Annotated in this window: 16 protein-coding genes; 12 read left to right on the forward strand and 4 right to left on the reverse strand. The window is 70.6% G+C overall.

Going from position 1 to position 18513, the window contains the following annotated elements; genetic code table 11:
- The 6 genes from BLW84_RS38020 to BLW84_RS38045 all read left to right on the forward strand — a co-directional run.
- Positions 1 to 296, forward strand: a 296-nt coding sequence (locus BLW84_RS38020; protein ID WP_143061248.1) for a transposase, incomplete at its 5' end; no start/stop codon positions are given.
- Positions 297 to 532: 236 nt separating this feature from the next.
- Positions 533 to 1315 (forward strand): MHYT domain-containing protein, encoded by a 783-nt coding sequence (locus tag BLW84_RS38025; RefSeq protein WP_093275960.1) that lies wholly within the window; start codon positions 533 to 535, stop codon positions 1313 to 1315.
- A gap of 95 nt (positions 1316 to 1410) precedes the next feature.
- Positions 1411 to 3663: a sensor histidine kinase gene (locus tag BLW84_RS38030; protein ID WP_093275961.1), complete on the forward strand. Its 2253-nt coding sequence runs from the start codon at positions 1411 to 1413 to the stop codon at positions 3661 to 3663.
- 14 nt (positions 3664 to 3677) lie between these two features.
- Positions 3678 to 4100: a roadblock/LC7 domain-containing protein gene (locus tag BLW84_RS38035; RefSeq protein ID WP_093275963.1), complete on the forward strand. Its 423-nt coding sequence runs from the start codon at positions 3678 to 3680 to the stop codon at positions 4098 to 4100.
- Between the two features lie 28 nt (positions 4101 to 4128).
- On the forward strand, positions 4129 to 4503 hold the full coding sequence (locus BLW84_RS38040; RefSeq protein ID WP_245761669.1) for a DUF742 domain-containing protein: 375 nt from the start codon (positions 4129 to 4131) through the stop codon (positions 4501 to 4503).
- Positions 4484 to 5071 carry a GTP-binding protein gene (locus BLW84_RS38045; protein ID WP_093275965.1) on the forward strand — a complete coding sequence of 196 codons (588 nt, stop codon included), beginning with the start codon at positions 4484 to 4486 and terminating at the stop codon, positions 5069 to 5071. The genes BLW84_RS38040 and BLW84_RS38045 overlap by 20 nt, the downstream gene beginning before the upstream one ends.
- 61 nt (positions 5072 to 5132) lie before the next feature.
- Here the strand turns inward: BLW84_RS38045 and BLW84_RS38050 are convergent, their stop codons facing one another.
- The 3 genes from BLW84_RS38050 to BLW84_RS38060 are packed head-to-tail and all read right to left on the reverse strand — an operon-like array spanning position 5133 to position 8205.
- A complete protein-coding gene (locus BLW84_RS38050) occupies positions 5133 to 6083 on the reverse strand; it encodes an asparaginase (RefSeq protein WP_245761670.1) in 951 nt (316 codons plus the stop codon).
- On the reverse strand, positions 6080 to 7516 hold the full coding sequence (locus BLW84_RS38055) for an amino acid permease (RefSeq protein ID WP_093275968.1): 1437 nt from the start codon (positions 7514 to 7516) through the stop codon (positions 6080 to 6082). Before BLW84_RS38055 ends, BLW84_RS38050 begins: the two co-directional genes overlap by 4 nt.
- A 5-nt stretch (positions 7517 to 7521) precedes the next feature.
- Positions 7522 to 8205 (reverse strand): FadR/GntR family transcriptional regulator, encoded by a 684-nt coding sequence (locus BLW84_RS38060; protein WP_177226922.1) that lies wholly within the window; start codon positions 8203 to 8205, stop codon positions 7522 to 7524.
- A gap of 983 nt (positions 8206 to 9188) precedes the next feature.
- Here BLW84_RS38060 and BLW84_RS38070 point away from each other — a divergent pair.
- Together BLW84_RS38070 and BLW84_RS38075 are read left to right on the forward strand one after the other, a co-directional pair.
- Positions 9189 to 9650, forward strand: coding sequence for a YcxB family protein (locus BLW84_RS38070; protein ID WP_245761674.1), 462 nt, complete (start codon positions 9189 to 9191; stop codon positions 9648 to 9650).
- A 102-nt stretch (positions 9651 to 9752) separates the two neighbouring features.
- A complete protein-coding gene (locus BLW84_RS38075; protein ID WP_177226918.1) occupies positions 9753 to 11468 on the forward strand; it encodes an NB-ARC domain-containing protein in 1716 nt (571 codons plus the stop codon).
- A gap of 260 nt (positions 11469 to 11728) precedes the next feature.
- Here the strand turns inward: BLW84_RS38075 and BLW84_RS38080 are convergent, their stop codons facing one another.
- Positions 11729 to 12571, reverse strand: a complete 843-nt coding sequence (locus tag BLW84_RS38080) for a helix-turn-helix transcriptional regulator (protein WP_093275980.1) — start codon at positions 12569 to 12571, stop codon at positions 11729 to 11731.
- Between the two features lie 188 nt (positions 12572 to 12759).
- Here BLW84_RS38080 and BLW84_RS38085 point away from each other — a divergent pair, with 188 nt between their 5' ends.
- The 4 genes from BLW84_RS38085 (at position 12760) to BLW84_RS38100 (ending at position 18488) form a co-directional block, all read left to right on the forward strand.
- Positions 12760 to 13734, forward strand: coding sequence for an aldo/keto reductase (locus BLW84_RS38085; RefSeq protein ID WP_093276086.1), 975 nt, complete (start codon positions 12760 to 12762; stop codon positions 13732 to 13734).
- 101 nt (positions 13735 to 13835) lie between these two features.
- On the forward strand, positions 13836 to 16496 hold the full coding sequence (locus BLW84_RS38090; protein WP_093275982.1) for a sugar-binding protein: 2661 nt from the start codon (positions 13836 to 13838) through the stop codon (positions 16494 to 16496).
- Positions 16497 to 16575: 79 nt separating this feature from the next.
- On the forward strand, positions 16576 to 17166 hold the full coding sequence (locus BLW84_RS38095) for a hypothetical protein (protein ID WP_143061249.1): 591 nt from the start codon (positions 16576 to 16578) through the stop codon (positions 17164 to 17166).
- 119 nt (positions 17167 to 17285) lie between these two features.
- A complete protein-coding gene (locus tag BLW84_RS38100; RefSeq protein WP_218157629.1) occupies positions 17286 to 18488 on the forward strand; it encodes a damage-control phosphatase ARMT1 family protein in 1203 nt (400 codons plus the stop codon).
- Positions 18489 to 18513 lie beyond the last annotated feature (25 nt).

Here is an 18513-nt window from a genome sequence, read left to right on the forward strand (position 1 = left end):
GTGGAGATCCGGCAACCTTGATCTGGGATGGACTGTCCGCCCACCGTTCGAAAGACATGAAAGCCTGGCTGGCCACCCAACGACACTGGCTGCGCGTCGAGCGGCTGCCCGCCTACGCACCCGAGCTCAACCCAGTCGAACAAGTCTGGGGCAACATCAAAACAACCGAGCTGGCCAACCTCTGCCCCGAGCACATCGACGAAGCACATACCGCCGCGGGCACCGGCCTGGACCGCATAGGCAACAGCTACCAACTGTGCTTCTCCTTTCTCGACCACACCGGACTCCGCCTATGAACCAAGATCACCCAAATACCAAAAGATCATTAAGGGAGCATTAACCGCGTCGTATGTGGCCGGGAATCACGCGCCGCGCATAGATCGTCACTCGAAAATCTATTGTGGAGAGTGGTTGTGATCGGCGCGTGATCTGAGTATGGTCATTCGACGTGACCGGCCAGTCGGGGCAATGAGGGTCGCTCTTGACAGGTGCCGCCTACACGCTTTAGGGAATAATGGGTCAGATAGGCTCGATGACGGAGTTCGGTTTCGGCTGGCTGACACCGGTCCTGTCGTACGTGATGGCGTGCGTCGGCGCGGCGCTTGGCTTGCGCTGCATGGTGCGCGCGCTCGCGACGACCGGCCGCTCGCGGCGCAATTGGTTGATCAACGGCGCCGTCGCGATCGGCACCGGCATCTGGACGATGCACTTCATCGCCATGCTCGGCTTCCACGTCACGGGCACCGACGTGCGCTACGACGTCCCGCTCACGGTGCTGAGCCTGGTGGTCGCCATCGTGGTGGTCGGCATCGGCGTCTTCGCGGTCGGCTACAGCCGTTCCAAGGTGCTGGCGGTGCTCGTCGGCGGCCTGATCTCCGGCGTCGGGGTGGCCGCCATGCACTACGTCGGGATGGCGGCGATGCGGCTTTCCGGCATGGTCAGCTACGCCCCCGGAGTCGTCACGTTGTCCGTGGTCATCGCCGTGGCCGCGGCGACCGCCGCGCTGTGGGCGACGCTGAACATCCGCGGCTCGCTGGCCGCGTTCGGCGCTTCGCTGGTGATGGGCGTGGCGGTCAGCGCGATGCACTACACGGGCATGGCGGCCGTGAGCGTCCACCTGCACGACGTGGACGTGCCCGTGGTCGGCGCCTCGCCGATGCAGTTCATCTTCCCGCTCACCGTCCTGCTGGGCTCGTACCTGTTCCTCACCTCGGCGTTCGTCGCGATTTCGCCGAACGCGTCGCGGAAGCCGGATTCGGCCGACGCCGGGGAAGCGTCGGAGAATCCCGCGGAGCCGACCGCCGGAAGAATTTGATCAACGAAGTTCCCGCCGCGCGCATCGCGTGAATTGATCGGCCGCCCGCCGTGTCCGCAACAGTCGTTTCTCAAAAAATCCGGGATGGATGGTTCATGCCCGAAAAGCGCCGGTATTCCGGCATTGGATTCCCGCGCCTGCAACCGAAATCGGTGCGCGCGAAGACCGTTGCGCTGCTCGCGGTCCCGGTCGTTTCGCTCATGGCGTTGTGGTCGATGGCCACGGTCTCGGCGGTGCAGAGCGCCTGGACGCTGCACCAGGTCGAGCAGCTCAACGAGAAGCTGGCCGGCCCGGTCCGGAACCTGGTCGGCAGCCTGCAGGACGAGCGCGCTGCGGCCGTGCGGTATCTGGCTGCGCCGCAGCCGACGGCGGAGCAGGCCTTCGTCGCCGAGCGCGCGCGCACCGCGCAGGCCACCACGGCGCTGCTCGACGGCGTGACCATGGCCAGGTCCGACATCGCGAGCCTCGCCACCGACGTGAACGACCGCATCGACGTGCTCGTCCAGGACCTCGACCGGTTCCAGAACTCTCGGCCGGCGGACTGGACCAGCGCTTACGTCGAGTACTCCGCCGCGATCGAGCGCGCGTTCGCGGTGGAGGAAGTCCTGACGACCGTGCAGGACGGGCAGGCGGCCGCGGCCGCACGGGTCGTCCTCCAGCACAGCCGCCTGGCGGAGACGATCGACCGGCAGGACGCGATCGTGACCTCGGTGCCGGTGGGCGCGAGGATGACGCCCGAGCAGCACCGGGCCTTCGCCGTCGCACTCGGCGGTCAGGACGTGCTGACCGATGGCCTGCTGCCCGAACTCCCGGCTGCGGACCAGGAGGCGTACCGGCGGCTGGTCGACGGCGACGCCTATCGCTCCCTCTGGGCGATGCAGAAGGACATGCTCGAAGCGGGCACCGTCACGTTCGCCCCGGACCAGTGGCGCGGCGCGGTGCAGGCCCTGACGCAGGCGGTGGACACCAGCCAGGCCAACGCACGTGCCGCGGGCGCCGCGGCGGCGGAAGCGGCGAGCCGGTCGGTGACGACGCAGGCGGCGTGGACCGTGCTCCTCGGCCTGGTTGCGGTGCTTCTCGCGCTGGTGGTCTCCGTCCGGATCGGCCGCGGCATGGTGATCGAGCTGGTCGGCCTGCGAGATTCGGCGCTGGAACTGGCGAATCGGCGGCTCCCGCAGGCGATGCGCAGGCTGCGGGCCGGGGAGAAGATCGACATCGATGCCGACGTCCCGGTGGTCGCGCCCGGCGAGGGCGAGATCGGCCAGGTCGGCGACGCGCTCAACGCGGTGCAGCGCTCGGCGCTGCAGGCCGCGGCCGAACGAGCCGAACTGCTCACGGGTGTGTCCGGGGTGTTCGTCAACCTCGCCCGGCGCAGCCAGGCCCTGGTGCACCGCCAGCTCGGCATCTTGGACGGCATGGAACGCCGGACGGAAGACCCGGCCGCGCTGGAAGATCTGTTCCGGGTCGACCACCTGGCGACGCGGATGCGCCGACACGCCGAGGGGCTGATCATCATGTCCGGTGCCGCACCCGGTCGGGCCTGGCGCCAGCCGGTGCCCCTGATGGACCTGGTCCGCTCGGCGGTCTCCGAGGTCGAGGACTACGCGCGCGTCGAGGTCCGCCGGATGTCCGGGCTGTCCGTGCTCGGCTCGTCGGTCTCCGACGTCACGCACCTGTTCGCCGAACTCGTGGAGAACGCCACGTCGTTCTCGCCGCCCGACAGCACAGTGCTGGTGCACGGCGAGCCCGTGGGCACCGGGTTCGTGGTGGAGATCGAGGACCGCGGCCTGGGCATGAGCCCGGAGCGGCTGGCGGAGGCCAACCGGCTGATCGCCGAGGCCCACCGGCTGGAGCTGTTCGAAAGCGACCGGCTGGGCCTCTTCCTGGTGAGCCGCCTTGCGAACCGGCAGGACATCTCGGTGTCGCTGCGCCGCTCTCCCTACGGTGGTACCACGGCCGTGGTGCTGTTGCCGATGTCCATCCTCACGCCGGAACCGGCCGCGGACTCCCGCGACCAGCCGTCCGAACCGGACGAACCCGTGCGGCCGCCGAAGAAGGCGATCGCGACGAGGTTGCCGGTCCGGACCGCGGTTCCGGCGCGGCAGCAGGTCTGGGTGGAGCCGGTGGTGGCCGACGAGCCCGCGCCGGAACCCGACACCGGGGGTCTGCCGCGCCGGACCCGCCAGGCGAGCCTCGCCGCCGGGCTGCAAGCGGACAACCGCAAGCGATCCGACCCGGCCGCGGCGGCCCCGCTGTCGCCCGACCAGGCGCGAAACATGATGTCCGCGCTCCAGCAGGGATTCGCCCGCGGGCGCGGCGCGGCGACCGACGACCCCGCTGATGCCTGAGACGAGGAGCATCCATGTTTGGCACGACCGAACGATCCGGGGAGCTGAGCTGGCTCCTCGACGAGCTGGTCCACAACGTGCCGCGAGTCAGACTCGCGCTGCTGCTGTCCAACGACGGCCTGGCCATGGCCGTGTCGTCGGGCGTCCGCAACGAGGACGGCGAACACCTCGCCGCGGTCGCCTCGGCGCTGCACAGCCTCGCGAAGGGCGCCAGCAGGCACTTCGACGCCGGCTCCGTCCGGCAGACGATGATCGAGCTGGACGGCGGCTACCTGTTCGTCCTGGCCGCCGGCGGCGGCACCTGCCTCACGGTGTTCGCCGACGCGGGCGCCGACATCGGTTTCGTCGCCTACGAGATGGCGCGGCTGATCAACCAGGTCGGGGAGCACATGCACGCCGCGGACCGCTCGACCGGCCAAGCCGGGGGTGACCGATGACGGACCGGGTCGCACCGGGGTGCGGGTCGTGAACGGGCCCGACCAGAGCTGGTACGACGACGACGCGGGCCCGATGGTGCGGCTGTACGCGATGACCCGCGGCCGCGCCCGGCCGCACCGCGGAACGCTGGACATCATCACGCTCGTGGTGGCCGCCACCGCGCCCGAGCACGACCTGACGCTCACCCCGGAACAGGCCGGGATCCTCGGCCTCTGCCGGGGCAGGCGGGTGTCGGTGGCGGAGATCGCGGCCCGGTCGAACCTGCCGCTGAGCGTCGTCCGGGTGCTGCTGGCGGATCTGCTCGACTCCGGGCACGTCCGCATCGAACGCCCCACGCCGGCGCGCGAACTGCCGAGCGAAGACGTACTGAGGGAAGTGATCAATGGCCTCCGCGCGCTCTGACCACCAGATCGGTGGACCCGTCACCGCGCTGAAGATCCTGGTCGCCGGCGGGTTCGGTGTCGGCAAGACGACGATGGTGGGCGCGGTCAGCGAGATCCGGCCGCTGCACACCGAGGAGCGCCTCACCGAGGCCGGCGTCGGCGTGGACTCCACGGCCGGGGTGGAGCAGAAGACCACCACGACCGTGGCGATGGACTTCGGCCGCATCACGCTGCGCGACGAGTTCGTGCTCTACCTGTTCGGCACGCCGGGGCAGGACCGCTTCTGGTTCTTCTGGGACGACATCGCGCAAGGCGCGCTCGGCGCCGTCGTGCTTGCGGACACCCGCCGCCTGCCGGACTGCTTCGCATCGGTGGACTACTTCGAGCGCCGCGAGATCCCGTTCATCGTGGCGGTCAACCAGTTCGCGGGCACGCGGCGCTTCGGGACGGAGGAGGTCGCTGCGGCGCTCGACCTCGACGCGGGCACGCCGGTCGTCCTCTGCGACGCCCGGGATCGCGAGTCGGCCAAGGAAGTCCTGATCGCCCTGGTGGAACACGCCAGCCGCGTCTACGCCGAACGCCGCTGAGCGGCAGACCAGAAAGGGGTGTGCTCGCCGGAGCCTCCGGCGAGCACACCCCTTTCCCGCGTCAGTTCTTCAGGACGTCGGCGACGGTCAGGTTGTCGCTGGTGAACCGGGCGAGCAGGCCCGGGTCGACGCCCGCGATCTCCAGCGCCGCGATGGTCGCCGGGAGGCGAGCGCGGTCGGAGCCGTCAGCGATCTTGAGGGCGATCGCGGTTCCGTCGGGCAGCGCGGCGATCTGCACCGCCTCGAAGCCGTCCTTGGCGATCAGGCCGGGCACCGCCGCCATCAGCGCCGTGGTGTCCCGGCGGGAACCGGCCACCATCTCCGGGTGCGCCCGGAACGCCTGCGCGACGGCGCCTTCCGGGCTGTCGACCGGCGCGCTGGCGATGCGCCCGGCCGCGGTGGCCAGGCCGCGCAGCGAGACGGCGAACAACGGCGCGCCGCAGCCGTCGACGGCCACGTTGGCGATCCGCTGTCCGGTCAGCTCCTCCACAGTGGACGCGATCTCGCGCTGCAACGGGTGCGCGGGATCCAGGTAGTCCGATGTGGACCAGCCCTGCCGGCGGCTGACGTGCAGCATCGACGCGTGCTTGCCCGAGCAGTTGTGCGCCAGCTTGCGCGCCGGGAGGCCCGCGGCGATCCAGGCCTCCCGCTCGGCCGGGTCGTAGGGGAGGTCGGCCGGGTTGCCCAGGTCGGCCTCGGTCGCCCCGCCCGCCTCCAGCGCCCGCTGCGCGCCGGCGAGGTGGATCTGCTCGCCGGAGTGGCTGGCGGCGGTGAGCGCCAGCAGGTCCGGCGGCAGCGACAGGCCGAGCCGGACCATGGCGACCGCCTGCATCGGCTTGGCGGCCGAGCGCGGGTAGCAGGCCGTTTCGGCGTCACCGGCCTGGAACAGGATCGAACCGTCGGGAGCGACCACCACGACCGAGCCGTGGTGGACGCTCTCGACGAGGCCGTCCCGCAGCACGTGCACCAGCGGCACGTGCGCGGGAACGTCTACCGGTGGGGTGCGGGTCACCCGTCGGCCTTTTCGAGCACCGAGGTGTCGATCTTGCCGCGGACCCGGAACCAGCCGATGACCAGCGCGATGATGATCACCGGCAGGGCCATCAGCGTGATCCGGCCGATCTCGTCGAAGGCCATCAGGACCACCACCGACGCGAGGAACGCGAGCGTGACGATCTCGGTGTACGGCGAGAACGGCAGCCGGAAGCCCGGCCGGGTCACTTCGCCGCGCTGCGCCTTGCGGACGAACAGCAGGTGGCAGAGCACGATGATGGCCCAGGTGGCGAGGATGCCGATGGAGGCGAAGTTCAGCACGATCTCGAACGCCTCGGCGGGCACCACGTAGTTCAGCCCGACGCCGACCACGCAGACGGCGGCGGTCAGCAGGATGCCGCCGTAGGGCACCTGGTTCTTGTTCATCACGGCGGTGAACTTCGGCGCGGAACCGGCCATCGACATCGACCGCAGGATGCGGCCGGTGGAGTACAGGCCCGAGTTCAGGCTGGACATCGCGGCGGTGAGCACCACCAGGTTCATCACGTCGCCGGCGTAGGGGACGCCGATGTGCGAGAGCACGGTGACGAACGGGCTTTCGCTCTTGCTGTAGGCACCCCACGGCATGAGCATCGCCAGCAGCACGACCGAGCCGACGTAGAACAGGCCGATCCGCCACATGATCGAGTTGATCGCCTTCGGCATGATCTTCTCGGGGTTCTCGGTCTCACCGGCGGCGACGCCGACGAGCTCGACGGAGGCGTAGGCGAAGACCACGCCCTGCATGAGCAGGACCAGCGGGATCACGCCGGCCGGGAAGATCCCGCCGTTGTCGGTGATCAGCTGCGGGCCGGGCAGGTTGCCGTCGATCGGGTGCTGGGTGACCAGCAGGAAGATCCCGACGAACATGAACAGCACCAGCGCGGCGACTTTGATGATGGCGAACCAGAACTCCAGCTCGCCGAACAGCTTGACCGAAACCAGGTTCAGGGTCAGCACGATCGCCAGCGCGATGAGCGCCAGCACCCACTGGGGGATCGGGGTGAACGCGGACCAGTAGTGCACGTACAGCGCGATCGCCGTGATGTCGGCGATGCCCGTGGTGGACCAGTTCAGGAAGTGCATCCAGCCCGCCGTGTAGGCGCCCTTCTCGCCCATGAACTCGCGGGCGTAGGAGACGAAGGAGCCGGAGGAGGGCCGGTGCAGGATCAGCTCGCCGAGCGAGCGCACGACGAAGAACGCGAACAACCCGCACACCGCGTAGGCGATCGCCAGCGACGGGCCGGCCTGCGCGAGCCGGCCACCGGCGCCGAGGAACAGCCCGGTGCCGATCGCGCCACCGATGGCGATCATGTTGATGTGCCGCGCTTTCAGCGACTTGCTGTAACCAGCGTCGCCGGCGTCGGCCGGGCCGTCGCCACGCTGCGACGGCTGCAGGGTCTGGTCGGTCATTGGATTCAGCTATCCCCGTTCTCATCGGCTGCGGGCACCGCGGTGGCGGTGGGCCCGACGATGTTGCTGAGCGTGCTTTCGACGTGGGTCAGGTGATGGGTCATCGCCTCGGCCGCGGCGGTCTCGTCACGGCCGCTGATCGCCTCCAGCAGCAGCCGGTGCTCGACGTTCGACGCCGCGCGCCGGTCACCGAGCTGGTTCAGCAGCGTCGACTGCTTCGCCAGCGCGTCCCGGATCTCCTCGATGACCTTCCCGAAGACCGGGTTGCCCGATGCCTGGGCGATGGTGATGTGGAACAGCGAGTCCAGCGCCACCCAGGCGGTGTTGTCGGTCTCGTGCTCCATCCGCTCCACCAGTTCGGTGAGCGCGTCCAGGTGGTCCGAGGTGTGCCGGCGCGCGGCGTAGCCCGCGGCCGGGACCTCGACGTGCCGGCGCGCTTCGAGGAGGTCGCGCGCCGAGTAGTGGCCGAACACGGGGTTCTCGACCGGCCGGTTCGACACCACGAAGGTGCCCTTGCCGGTCTTGGACGCCGTGAGCCCGAGGGCCTGCAGGGCGCGCAGGGCCTCCCGCACGACCGACCGGCTGACCTCGAACTCCTTGCTGAGGCCGGCCTCGGCGGGCAGCTTGTCGCCCACCGAGTACTCGCCTCGTTCGATGGCGTCTCGGAGGGTCGCGAGCACCGCCTCCATCGCACCGACTCGCCGGATGCCATGTCCGGCTGCCCGGCTGTCGGACAGGTTCATGGCACGAAAGAGTGAACGCGAACACGTTCCGTTGTCAAGCCTTCGGGCAATTATGCCCGAAAAGGTGAAATATGACCGTTTGATGCCGATGTGACGCTTGTGCCCGACGTGGCCATCGCTGGGCCGAAACCCGAGGGATGCCCTGTGAACCGAGCTCATCTCGACCGATACCATCCCGCCGCTGAGGTGCAGGTCTCCTGCGCGAATCGCAACGTACGGTAACCGGTCGTCGGCGCCCCGCAGCGATGGCCCTGGCCGTCGCCTGCGACATCAACCGCGCCGGGCGAACACTCCGATCGCGTCGTAGCCGATCCAGGTAGGACGGCTTCAGCGGCGATCCGGCGGCGGTGCTGTCGCCCAGCGTCGAACCCTTCGTCGCGGCGCCCGCGAAGACCAGCCGGTCGACGGTGGTCCCGTTGATGCCGAGCACCGCGGAACCGGGGATCGTCGCGTGGCTGTCGATCAGCCACAGCGCCAGGTCCACGCCGGTGGTGGGCGCGGCGGCGAGGTCGCAGCGGAGCCGGAACCGGTGGTCGCGCCGGCCGGCCCAGGAGTCGGCGGGACCGGGCTGCAGGTAGCTCCAGGCCTTGCGCGCGTCGTCGGTTCCGCGAGGCGGAAGTCGACGCCGTTCGGGAACGTGGCGGGATACCGCGAGTATCCGTCCGGGGACAGCGCGAACTCGAGCCCCTTGCCGTCGAAGTCAGCGACGGCGGCCAGCGGGATGCCCGAGGCGCTCAACGGCTCGCGGCTGGTGACCGCGATCGGCGCGGACGGCCGGGAACGCGCGCCTGATCGACGAAAGGTGAAGGCCGGATGGCGGCTCGGTGGCCGAGGCCCGTCCTGCGGGAGCGGTTGCGGGGCCGGGTGCCGTCCGCGACGGGACACTGTGGACGGTGGGGTGGGCTCGCGTCTAGGATGCGTCGGTGCAGATGTCGTTAGAGGTGCCCCACGACGTGCAGCGCATGCGGCGCACGATCCGGTTCCTGTCCCGTCCGTACCTGCGGCTCACTCGCGTTCTGGGCGGGGTTCTCGCCGTCCTCGGCGTCGTCCTGATCGTGCTGGACCCATCCTTGGCGTTCGCGTACGCGGCCGTCGTCGGTGGCGTGGCGGTGGTGTTCGCGATCGAGCCGATCATGGTCGCGATGGGGATGCGCAGCCAGGCCGCCGCCATCCAGCACGGGTACCACCTGACGCTGAACGACGAGTGGATGCACATCGCCTACCCGCTGGTCGAGTCGCGGTGCCGGTGGGCGGGGCTCGATCACGTGGTGGAGACCCCCGAGGTCTGGTACGTGATGTTCGGCAAGGTGCAGGCCATGGTCGTCCCCAAGGACGTGATGACCCCGCAGCAGCGGGCCGAGTTCGAGGCTTTCGTCGCCGCACGCCGCTGATTCGCCCGCGTGGTGCGGGATTCCGCTCTCGGGCCGTCGCCGCGGCGCTAAGATCGTCGGCGGAACGTCGCATTGGGCCTGGTGGGATGGGGTGGGTGGCTCGTGGGCGATGAGGGCGAGACCAACAACGAGCAGAGCGGCACCGTGAACGGGCCGGTCGCTCAGGTCGGCAACGTCTATGGCGGCGTTCACTTCGGTGGGCGGCAACGGGATCCGGTGGTGCCCCGGCAGCTGCCGCCGGCCGTCGCGTCGTTCTCCGGGCAGGTGGACGAGACCGCGGCGTTGAACGCGGTGCTGGCGGAGTCCGCCCGCGTGGTGGTGGTCTCGGCGGTCGAGGCGACGGCGGGCATCGGCAAAACAGCGTTGGCCGTGCACTGGGCGAACCAGGTGGCCGAGCGGTTCCCCGACGGCCAGTTGTACGCGAACATGCGGGGTTCCGATGCTTCCGGTTGGCCGGTGCGGCCGGGTGACGTGCTGCGGAGGTTCCTGGAAGCGCTGGGGGACGACAAGATCCCGTCGGACCCGGCGGCGCAGGCCGCCCGGTACCGCACGCTGCTGGCGGACCGGCGGGTGCTGGTGGTGCTCGACGACGTCCGCGACGCCGAGCAGATGCGCCCGCTGCTGCCCGGCGGTTCCACCGCGTTCGTCGTGGTGACCAGCCGGAACCAGCTGACCGGCCTGATCGCCGAAGGCGCCCGCTCGATCACCCTGGACCCGCTCGGCGCGGACGAGGCGCGCGAGCTGCTGGCCCGCCGGCTGGGCGACGACCGGTTGGCGGCCGAGCGGCAGGCTGCCGACGAGCTGATCGAGCTGTGCGGGCGGCTGCCGCACGCGCTGAGCGTCGTCGCCGCCAGCGCGGCGAGCGCGCCGTTGTCCGCGCTGGCGGCGGAACTGCGGAATTCGGTCAGCCCGCCGGGCGCCGGCGACCTGCCGACCAGGATGGCGGCGGTGCTCGAATGGTCCCGGGCGCGCAGCGCGCCACCGCCGGTCGAGGGCGACTGGCGGAGCCGGGTCCATGCTCCCGGCTGGGTGCGCAGCTCGAAGGTCCTGTTCGCGGCCGCCGCGGCGGTCACGGCGACCACGTTGTTCGTGTCCACCGGCATGATCGCCGCGTCCAGCTTCCTCGGACTCGCGTACTTCCTGATCCGGTTCGCCCTGCTCTTCGCCGGGCTCGTGCTCATGGAGCGGCCCGGCGGGCGGAGCGTGATCGGCGTGGGGCTGGTCGTCGCGAACGCGGTCTACTGCCTCGTGGACGCGCTCGCCTCGATCCACGCCGAGGCCGATGTGTGGGTGTGGCTGGAGTTCTTCGCGGTGATCGCCTTCACCGTCCTGCTGGTCATGCGGTGGGCCCCGTTCGACGCGGTGCCGCGGCGGGCGCGGTTCGTGCCGCCCAGTCGGCGCCCGCTCGCCTACGTCGTGGTCGGAGCGGCCGTCGCGCAGTTCGTCATGCTCTTCGCCGGGATCCCGCATGAATACGGCAGCATGACCGTGATGGCCGGTGTCGGCGCGTTGGCAGCGCTGCTGCCGGTGGTGGCCATCGGCGGTCTGTGCGCGGTCACCGCGCTGACGGAGCCCGGGGACGAATCGCAGCGGACGTTCGTCGCCGCGACGGTCACCGCGTACCTCGGCCCGGAATTGCTGCTCCTGCTCGGATCGCTGCTCCTCGGGCCGCAGTTCACCTACCTCGGCGGCGCTTTCTGGTCCGACGGCCGGTACGTCGGCTCCTGGGGCGTTTTCGCGTTCGCGCAGGCGGTCGTGGCGGCGGCGCTGCTGGCGTCGACGCTGGCGCTGCTGCGGCGCACCGCCGCGCGGGACTGACCTCAGCGGTCCAGGCGTGGGACGTGTCTTGCTGCCTCGCGGCGACCGTCGTAGTTCTGCGCGGCTGGTGAGCTCCTCGACCACGTCGCAGGTGGCGTCCTCGTCTGCGACAACGGCATGGGCACGTTGTAGGACAACGACATCACCGCCAACAGCTTGGCGGGTGTGTTGACCCGGGGCTTTCGTGCGCCAACAGGGACTTGAACTCCGCCCGGTTTTTCTCGAGCACAACCGGAACTCCCTGGAATGCCGATGCCTGCTCAGCCGGTTCGGGCCGGAATCAGGCGTCCGGTGTGCAGGGCTTCGAGCGCCTCGGAGGTTGCCGCGTCGGCTGCGAGGTGGACGACCAGGCGGTGGTCGTCGGGGCCTGGGATGGCGAGACTTTCGTAGGCCAGGCGGATCTCGCCGGCGATGGGGTGCGTCCACCGCTGGATGCCGGTCGAGGGCGGGAGGGTCGCTGCGCTCGCGAACCGGCGGCTGAATTCCGCGCCCGCCGTCACCGACAGCTCGTCGGCCAGCGCTGCCGACATCTGATCGCCGAGATCGGCCGCCGCGCGCAATGCCGCAGCCTGCTCGTCGGCGACACGATCCCACTCGGGGAACGTCGTGTGCGCCCTGGCGTCGGTGAACACGAACCGCGCGAGGTTCGGCGAGTCGGTGTCGAGGACGCCGATCGGCATCGCGAGCTGCCGGAATCCCTCGGTGTGGCCGAGGATGCCGGATTGCGAGTCGGCGATGAACGCGGAACCGGGCTCCAACCGGTCGAGCAGGGCGCGCAGGGTGGGGCGCAACGAGCGCACCGGCGCGGTCGCCTGCGGACACATCGCTCCGTCGCTGAGCTTGACGAGGCGGTGCAGGTGCACGCGTTCCTCGGGCGAGAGGTGCAGGGCGTCGGCGAGTGAGCCGAGCACCTGCCCGGACGGCCTGCGATCGCTGCCGCGTTCCAGGCGCGTCAGGTACTCGACGCTGATGCCCGCGAGCACGGCCAGTTCGGACCGGCGCAAGCCCGGGGTGCGGCGCGGCCCGAGCGAGGGCCCGGCCTCGGACGGTGCGGTCGCTTCCCGTCGGGCTCGCAGGAATTTGCCCAGCGCTTTGTCGGTCACGCGCCCGAGTCTAGGTGGCCGTGCGCGCGGTAGAAGCGGATCGGCCGGGAGACGGGCCCCGACAGGGCCTCCCTCCGGCAACCGGCACGCAACAGCCTGGTGGGCATGAGTGCTTCCACCCGCATCGAGTACCTCCGAACTCGAACCCGCGCCCGTCGTGCGGCGGCCGGCACGGAGGTGATGTGACGATGCGATACCGCTTGTTCGGCCGAACCGGCCTGCGCGTTTCCGAACTCGTCCTCGGCACCATGGTCATCGACGACGCGCGCGAATGCCGCCGCATCATCGACGCCTACGCCGACGCGGGCGGCAACGTCCTCGACACCGCTTCGGCCTACGGCGAGAGCGAGAGCATGCTCGGCACCGTCGTCGACCGGCGCGACCGCTTCATCATCGGCACGAAGTACACGTTGTCACGGGATGCCGCCGATCCCAACGCCTCCGGCAACCACCGCAAGAACCTCGTGCTGTCGCTGGAGCAGAGCCTCCGCCGCCTGCGCACCGACTACGTCGACATCTACTGGGTGCACATCTGGGACCGCCACACCCCGGTGGAGGAGACGATGCGCGCCCTGGACGACGCCGTGCGGGCGGGGAAGATCCTCCACATCGGCGTGTCCGACGCTCCGGCGTGGGTCGTCAGCCGCGCGAACACGCTGGCGCAGTGGCGGGACTGGACGCCGTTCGCGGGCCTGCAGGTGCCCTACAACCTGCTGAACAGGGACGTCGAGCGGGAGCTCCTGCCGATGGCGGAGGCGTTCGGGATGAGCGTGACGACGTGGGCGCCGCTCGCGGCCGGGGTGCTCTCCGGCGCGGTAGGCCGGCGAGTCGATCCCGCCGCGCTCACCGAACGGGATCGTGCGGCGGCCGCCGCCGTCCGCAAGGTCGCCGACGAGCTGGGCGTCCGGCCGGCCCAGGTGGCGATCGCGTGGACCCGCAGCAAATCCCCGGCGGTGCTGCCCATCGTCGGAGCCAGCAGGGTCGCGCAGATCGTCGAGAACGTCGGCGCGGCCGACCTCGTCCTGCCCGCTGAGGCGGTCGAAGAGCTCGATTCCGCAGTGGAGTTCCGGCTCGGTTTCCCCGGCGACTTCATCGCCGAGTGCGAGACGAACCCGTTCGTCTTCGGCGACAACGCGACGAAGGTGGACGCGTGGCCGTCCTGAGGCGTGAGACACGCGGCGCCGCGGCGTGTTTTCGGGTGCACGGCAAGGGCATCCGTGCCATCCTCGGCGTCGCGTGATCATCTCGGCTGAGGAGTGGTTCGGTGCCATCGGTTCGTGCGGGTTCGGTTGTCGTGCTGGCGGCTGCGCTGGGAGCCGGGGTGCTGGCACCGACCGGCTCCGCGCAGCCGGGTCCGGCCCAGGACCTGGACGTCCTCTTCGTCGGCGCGCACCCGGACGACGAGGCATCGCTGCTGTCGACGTTCGGCCGGTGGCGCCACGACCACCAGGTGCGTACCGGCGTCGTGACCATCACCCGAGGTGAGGGCGGCGGTAACGCGGTCGGGCCGGAGGAGGGACCGGCGTTGGGCCTGCTGCGCGAAGGCGAGGAGCGGCGAGCGGTCGGTGCCCTCGGCATCACGGACGTGTACAACCTCGACGAGCCCGATCTCTACTACACGGTGAGTGCCCCGCTCACCGAACAGGCCTGGCGCCACGACGACGTGCTCGCGAAGCTCGTCCGCGTCGTGCGCCAGACCAGGCCCGAGGTCGTCGTCACCATGGATCCCGCGCCCACACCGGGAAACCACGGCAACCACCAGTACGCCGCGCGGCTCGCGCTCGAGGCGTACCGGCAGGCCGCCGATCCCGCGGCGTTCCCCGAGCAGGTCGCCGACGAGGGCTTGGCGCCCTGGTCGGTGCGCCGGGTGCTGTCGAACGCGGCCGGGGCGGAGGAGGAGATCCAGGGGCCGGACTGCGAGCAGCGCACCACTCCGGCGGATTCGCCCGGGCCCGAGTACTACTCGCACGGGATCGCCGGCGAAATCAACTGGGAGCAGCGGGAACGCGCCGCCGAACGCGAGTACGAGAGCCAGGGCTGGGCGGGCCGGCCGGACATCCCGGCCGATCCCGCGCAGGTCGGCTGCGATCACCTCACCGAGATCGCCAATCGCACACCGCACGCGCCAGGCGCGCAAGGCGCGGACGCGCCGCTGCTCGGCGCGTTGCTGCCGATTCCCGGTGGCCTCCCGATCGGCACCGGGCTGACCGCGACCGCGGAGCGCCAGCGGATCACTCCCGGCGAGCGCGCGCAGGTCCGCGTCGAGGTGACGGCACCGGCGGAAACGGCGCTGCAAGCGGGCCGGGTCGCGCTGGATCTGCCGCCGGGATGGGAAGCCCGGGGTGACGGCGCGCATGGGACGATCGAACCGGGAGCGACCGCACGAGTCGACTTCGACGTGACCGCGCCGCCACGGCATGCCGCCGCGCGCGTGCCGGTTCCGGTGCGGATCGAAACCCCGCAGGGACGCGGGGAGAGCGAGCTGCGGTTCGACGTCGTGCCGCCGGTCGTGGCCGAGCAGGCGCCGCTGCCGGGCGTCGCGGAGTTCCAGCGGTGGACGACCGAAGCGCACTTTCCGTTGCTGGAGAACAAGGTTCCGCCGGTCCAGATCGTTCCGGCGCTCGGCGAGCGCGACGTCCAGGTGATCGTCCGCAACTACAGCGCGCGGCCCCGTTCCGGTGCGGTTCGGTTCGCGCCGCCGACGGGATTCGACGTGCCGAACGCGGAGCAGCGGTTCGAGGAAGTCGGACCCGGTGAAACCGCGTCGCTCACGTACGAGGTGCGCAGCACCGACTCCGGGATGCCCACCGGGATGCAGGGCGGCGACCACGCCTACACCTTGATCACCCGCACCGACGACGCGACGACGAGCGAGACCACCGCGGCCCTCGAAATGGTGCCCGCCACGACGATCCCGCAGTCGGGTTCGGATCCGGTGGTGGACGGCGAAGCCGGACCGCAGGAATACCCAGGCGCTCCGCTCGACGTGTCCGCGCAGTGGGAGGGCGAGCAGTGCTCGGCGCCGGATTGCGCCGCCACGGCAAGGCTGTCCTGGCGCGGCGACAAGCTGTACGCGCTGGTCGACGTCGTGGACGACGAGCGGGGCGCGCTGCCGGCACCGGAGGACTGCAAGCGGCACTGGCGCACTGACGCGGTCGAGATCACCTTCGACCCGAAGGCGGATTCGGAGAACACGTCGAGCACGTTCAAGGTAGCGGTCCTCCCGGTCACCAGCGATGCCGGTAATCCTTGCTACGCAAGGGATGCGGACAATCACCAGGGGCCGGGCGAGGAGACCGCGCCGGGCGTGGAGCTCGCGTCGAAGCCCCGCGAGGGCGGTTACGCGGTCGAGGTGGCGATTCCGCTGCAGGACCTGCCGGGATCGGTCGATCCCCGGCGCCTGGGCCTGAACGTCCTGGTGTACGACTCGGACACGCAGGACCTCACCGGCCAGTCCCGGATCGGCTGGTCCACCTGGGGCGGCGTGCAGGGCGACCCGTACCGCTGGGGCCACGCGCTCCTAGAAGACCGGCCCGCGGGAGAACCGACGCCGCCACCGGACCCGGTGCTCCCGCTGGACGCGCTGTCCTCAGTGGACTCACCAGGATCCGTCGAGCAAGCCGTCCGCCTGAACACCTCGCTGGGCGGTGCCCCGCCGGCGGGCGATTCGGCAACCAGGCTCACGAGCGCACGAGCCGGCGGAGGCGAGATCCAGGCGCGCCTGGAGGTGAACGGCCCGGGAAAGGTCCACCTGTTCGCGGTGGACGCCAACGGTGCGGTCCTGGCAGACCAGGTGATCGACGTGGAAGGCCAGGGCGAGCGAAGCACGACGATCGCGGTCCCCAACGGCATGCCGGCACGACTGCTAGCGGGATTCACGACCCAGAACGGAGCCACGGCGGCATCAGCGGTCGTGGTGCGGTAGCGGGCCGGATCGCCATCCCCGGGCCTTGTTCGGGGAAGACCCTGATGCCCACGAGGCCGACCTGGACCAGGGTCGGTTCATGAAGTTCTCACGTGCATGTCTGATCGCGGCGCCGCTGTGCTTCGCCGGGTACGGTGTCGTCCGCCTCGTCGGCAGGATGGACGGCCAGTACGGGCCCGGTCTCGACTGGCAGATCGCCCATCTCGTGAACCTCGTCGGCCTCGCGTTGTTCGTCCCCGCAGTTCTGGGGCTGCGGCGGCAGTTGCCGGGGCGCGGCCGCACGTTCTGGACCGTCGTCACGTTCGTCGGCGTGGGCACCTCGGTCGTTCAGTTCGTGATCGACGTCGTGGCCGGGCTGCTGGCGTCCGACAAGGCCGGGATGAGCGCGATCAGCGCTCAGGTCAGCGCCATCCCGGGTGCGCGCATCGTGTTCTACGTGGTCGGGCCGCCGTTGCTGTACGTCGGACTGCTCGCCTTGACGATCATGCTGGCCAGGGCGAAGGCGGTCGCGTGGTGGTGCCCTGCGCTCATCCTGGTCGGATCGGTCCTGCTCGTCGTGTCACTCGACCTGATTCCGATCGGAGCCCTGTGCGTCCTCGCCGCGCTCATCCCGCTCGCGCGCGGACAACTCGACACCCGGCGCCGGGAGACGGCCCCGGCCAGAACGTAACGGGGTCGGAGTATTCGGCGGCGGCGCGGGTCGTGTCAGCGGGAACCCGCAGGTTGCCCCGAACGTGCGACGCGGAGGTCTGATGTGGACACTTGTGCCGCATGCGTAGGCTTCGGCGGGTGGATGGGCACGAGGCGGGAGCAGTGGTGGGACCGGAAGCGCCGTTGATCACGATCGGAGTGCCGGGTTCGTTCGCCTGGAAGGTGTTCCACGAACGCCACCCGGCGATGATCGAGCAGCTGTGCGCCGCGTTCCCCTACGGGGCAGACGTGCGCGGTAGGCTGGCGGATCTGCTGCGCGAGACGACCGGGGGAGTGGTCGAGCCGCTCGGCGATGACGCGCCCGACCACGGCGTTTGGGCGGCCTGGGCGGCGGACCGGCTGGGTGGGCCGTGGTCGGACTGCTCGTTCCTGTGGGCGGAGAGCTACTTCTTCCGCAGGCTGCTCGCGGCCGTCGGCTACTTCGAGCCCGGACCGTGGCGCGGGATCGATCCGTTCGCTCCGATGAAGGAGGCGGAGCTGCGCAGCACCGGCACCGCCGAGGTGCTGGCGGCGCTGGACGCGTTGCCACGGCTGAGCGAGGCGGATCGCGACGACACCGTGGTGCGGGCAGCGGTGTGGGGAAACCAGGCCGACCTCGCGTTCCGGATGTCGGCGGGCGCCGAGGGCGCTGCGGCCGGGTTGGTGACCGGCGACAGCCAGGTGTTCTGGTCGCTGTTCGGCGAGCCCGGCCCGGTCCACCTCGTCGCCGACAACTCCGCCGGCGAGCTGGCCGCCGACCTGGTGCTGATCGATCACCTGCTGGCGACCGGTCGCGCGGACCGCGTCGTCCTGCACGTCAAGCCGACGCCGTACTACGTCTCCGACGCCACGCTCGCCGACGTCGTCGGCGTCCTGCGCCACCTGGTGGGCCTCGGCGGGGAGGCGGGCGCGGTCGGGCAGCGGACCTGGGACGGCCTGCGGGACGGGCGGATCGAGGTGCGCGCCCATCCGTTCTTCTGCGCGCCGCTGGAATACCGCGCCATGCCCACCGATCTGCGCGCCGAGCTCGCGTCCGCGTCGGTCACCATCATGAAGGGCGACCTGAACTACCGGCGCCTCGTCGGCGACCGGTACTGGCCCGCCACCACGCCGTTCGCCGACGTCGTCGACCACTTCCCATCCCCGGTGGTCGCGTTGCGGGTCCTCAAGTCGGAGGTCGTGGTGGGCCTCGACGAGGCGACCGCCGCCGCCCTGGACGCCACCGGCGATTCCTGGCGGACCAGCGGCTCGCACGCGCTCGTCCAGGCGGCGGTGCCCGGCGGTGCAGCGGTCACACGTTGACCCGGAAAAGCGGCGACGATGGAGT

It is taken from the genome of Saccharopolyspora shandongensis (assembly GCF_900106995.1).
Taxonomy (GTDB): domain Bacteria; phylum Actinomycetota; class Actinomycetes; order Mycobacteriales; family Pseudonocardiaceae; genus Saccharopolyspora; species Saccharopolyspora shandongensis.

What these genes read in the sequence shown, in the direction of transcription:
- BLW84_RS38030 (WP_093275961.1), top strand. Translation starts at nt 1,411, where the DNA reads ATGCCCGAAAAGCGCCGGTATTCCGGCATTGGATTCCCGCGCCTGCAA.
- BLW84_RS38070 (WP_245761674.1), top strand. Translation starts at nt 9,189, where the DNA reads ATGTCGTTAGAGGTGCCCCACGACGTGCAGCGCATGCGGCGCACGATC.
- BLW84_RS38095 (WP_143061249.1), top strand. Translation starts at nt 16,576, where the DNA reads ATGAAGTTCTCACGTGCATGTCTGATCGCGGCGCCGCTGTGCTTCGCC.
- BLW84_RS38085 (WP_093276086.1), top strand. Translation starts at nt 12,760, where the DNA reads ATGCGATACCGCTTGTTCGGCCGAACCGGCCTGCGCGTTTCCGAACTC.
- BLW84_RS38060 (WP_177226922.1), bottom strand. Translation starts at nt 8,205, where the DNA reads ATGGAGGCGGTGCTCGCGACCCTCCGAGACGCCATCGAACGAGGCGAG.
- BLW84_RS38055 (WP_093275968.1), bottom strand. Translation starts at nt 7,516, where the DNA reads ATGACCGACCAGACCCTGCAGCCGTCGCAGCGTGGCGACGGCCCGGCC.
- BLW84_RS38025 (WP_093275960.1), top strand. Translation starts at nt 533, where the DNA reads ATGACGGAGTTCGGTTTCGGCTGGCTGACACCGGTCCTGTCGTACGTG.
- BLW84_RS38035 (WP_093275963.1), top strand. Translation starts at nt 3,678, where the DNA reads ATGTTTGGCACGACCGAACGATCCGGGGAGCTGAGCTGGCTCCTCGAC.
- BLW84_RS38045 (WP_093275965.1), top strand. Translation starts at nt 4,484, where the DNA reads ATGGCCTCCGCGCGCTCTGACCACCAGATCGGTGGACCCGTCACCGCG.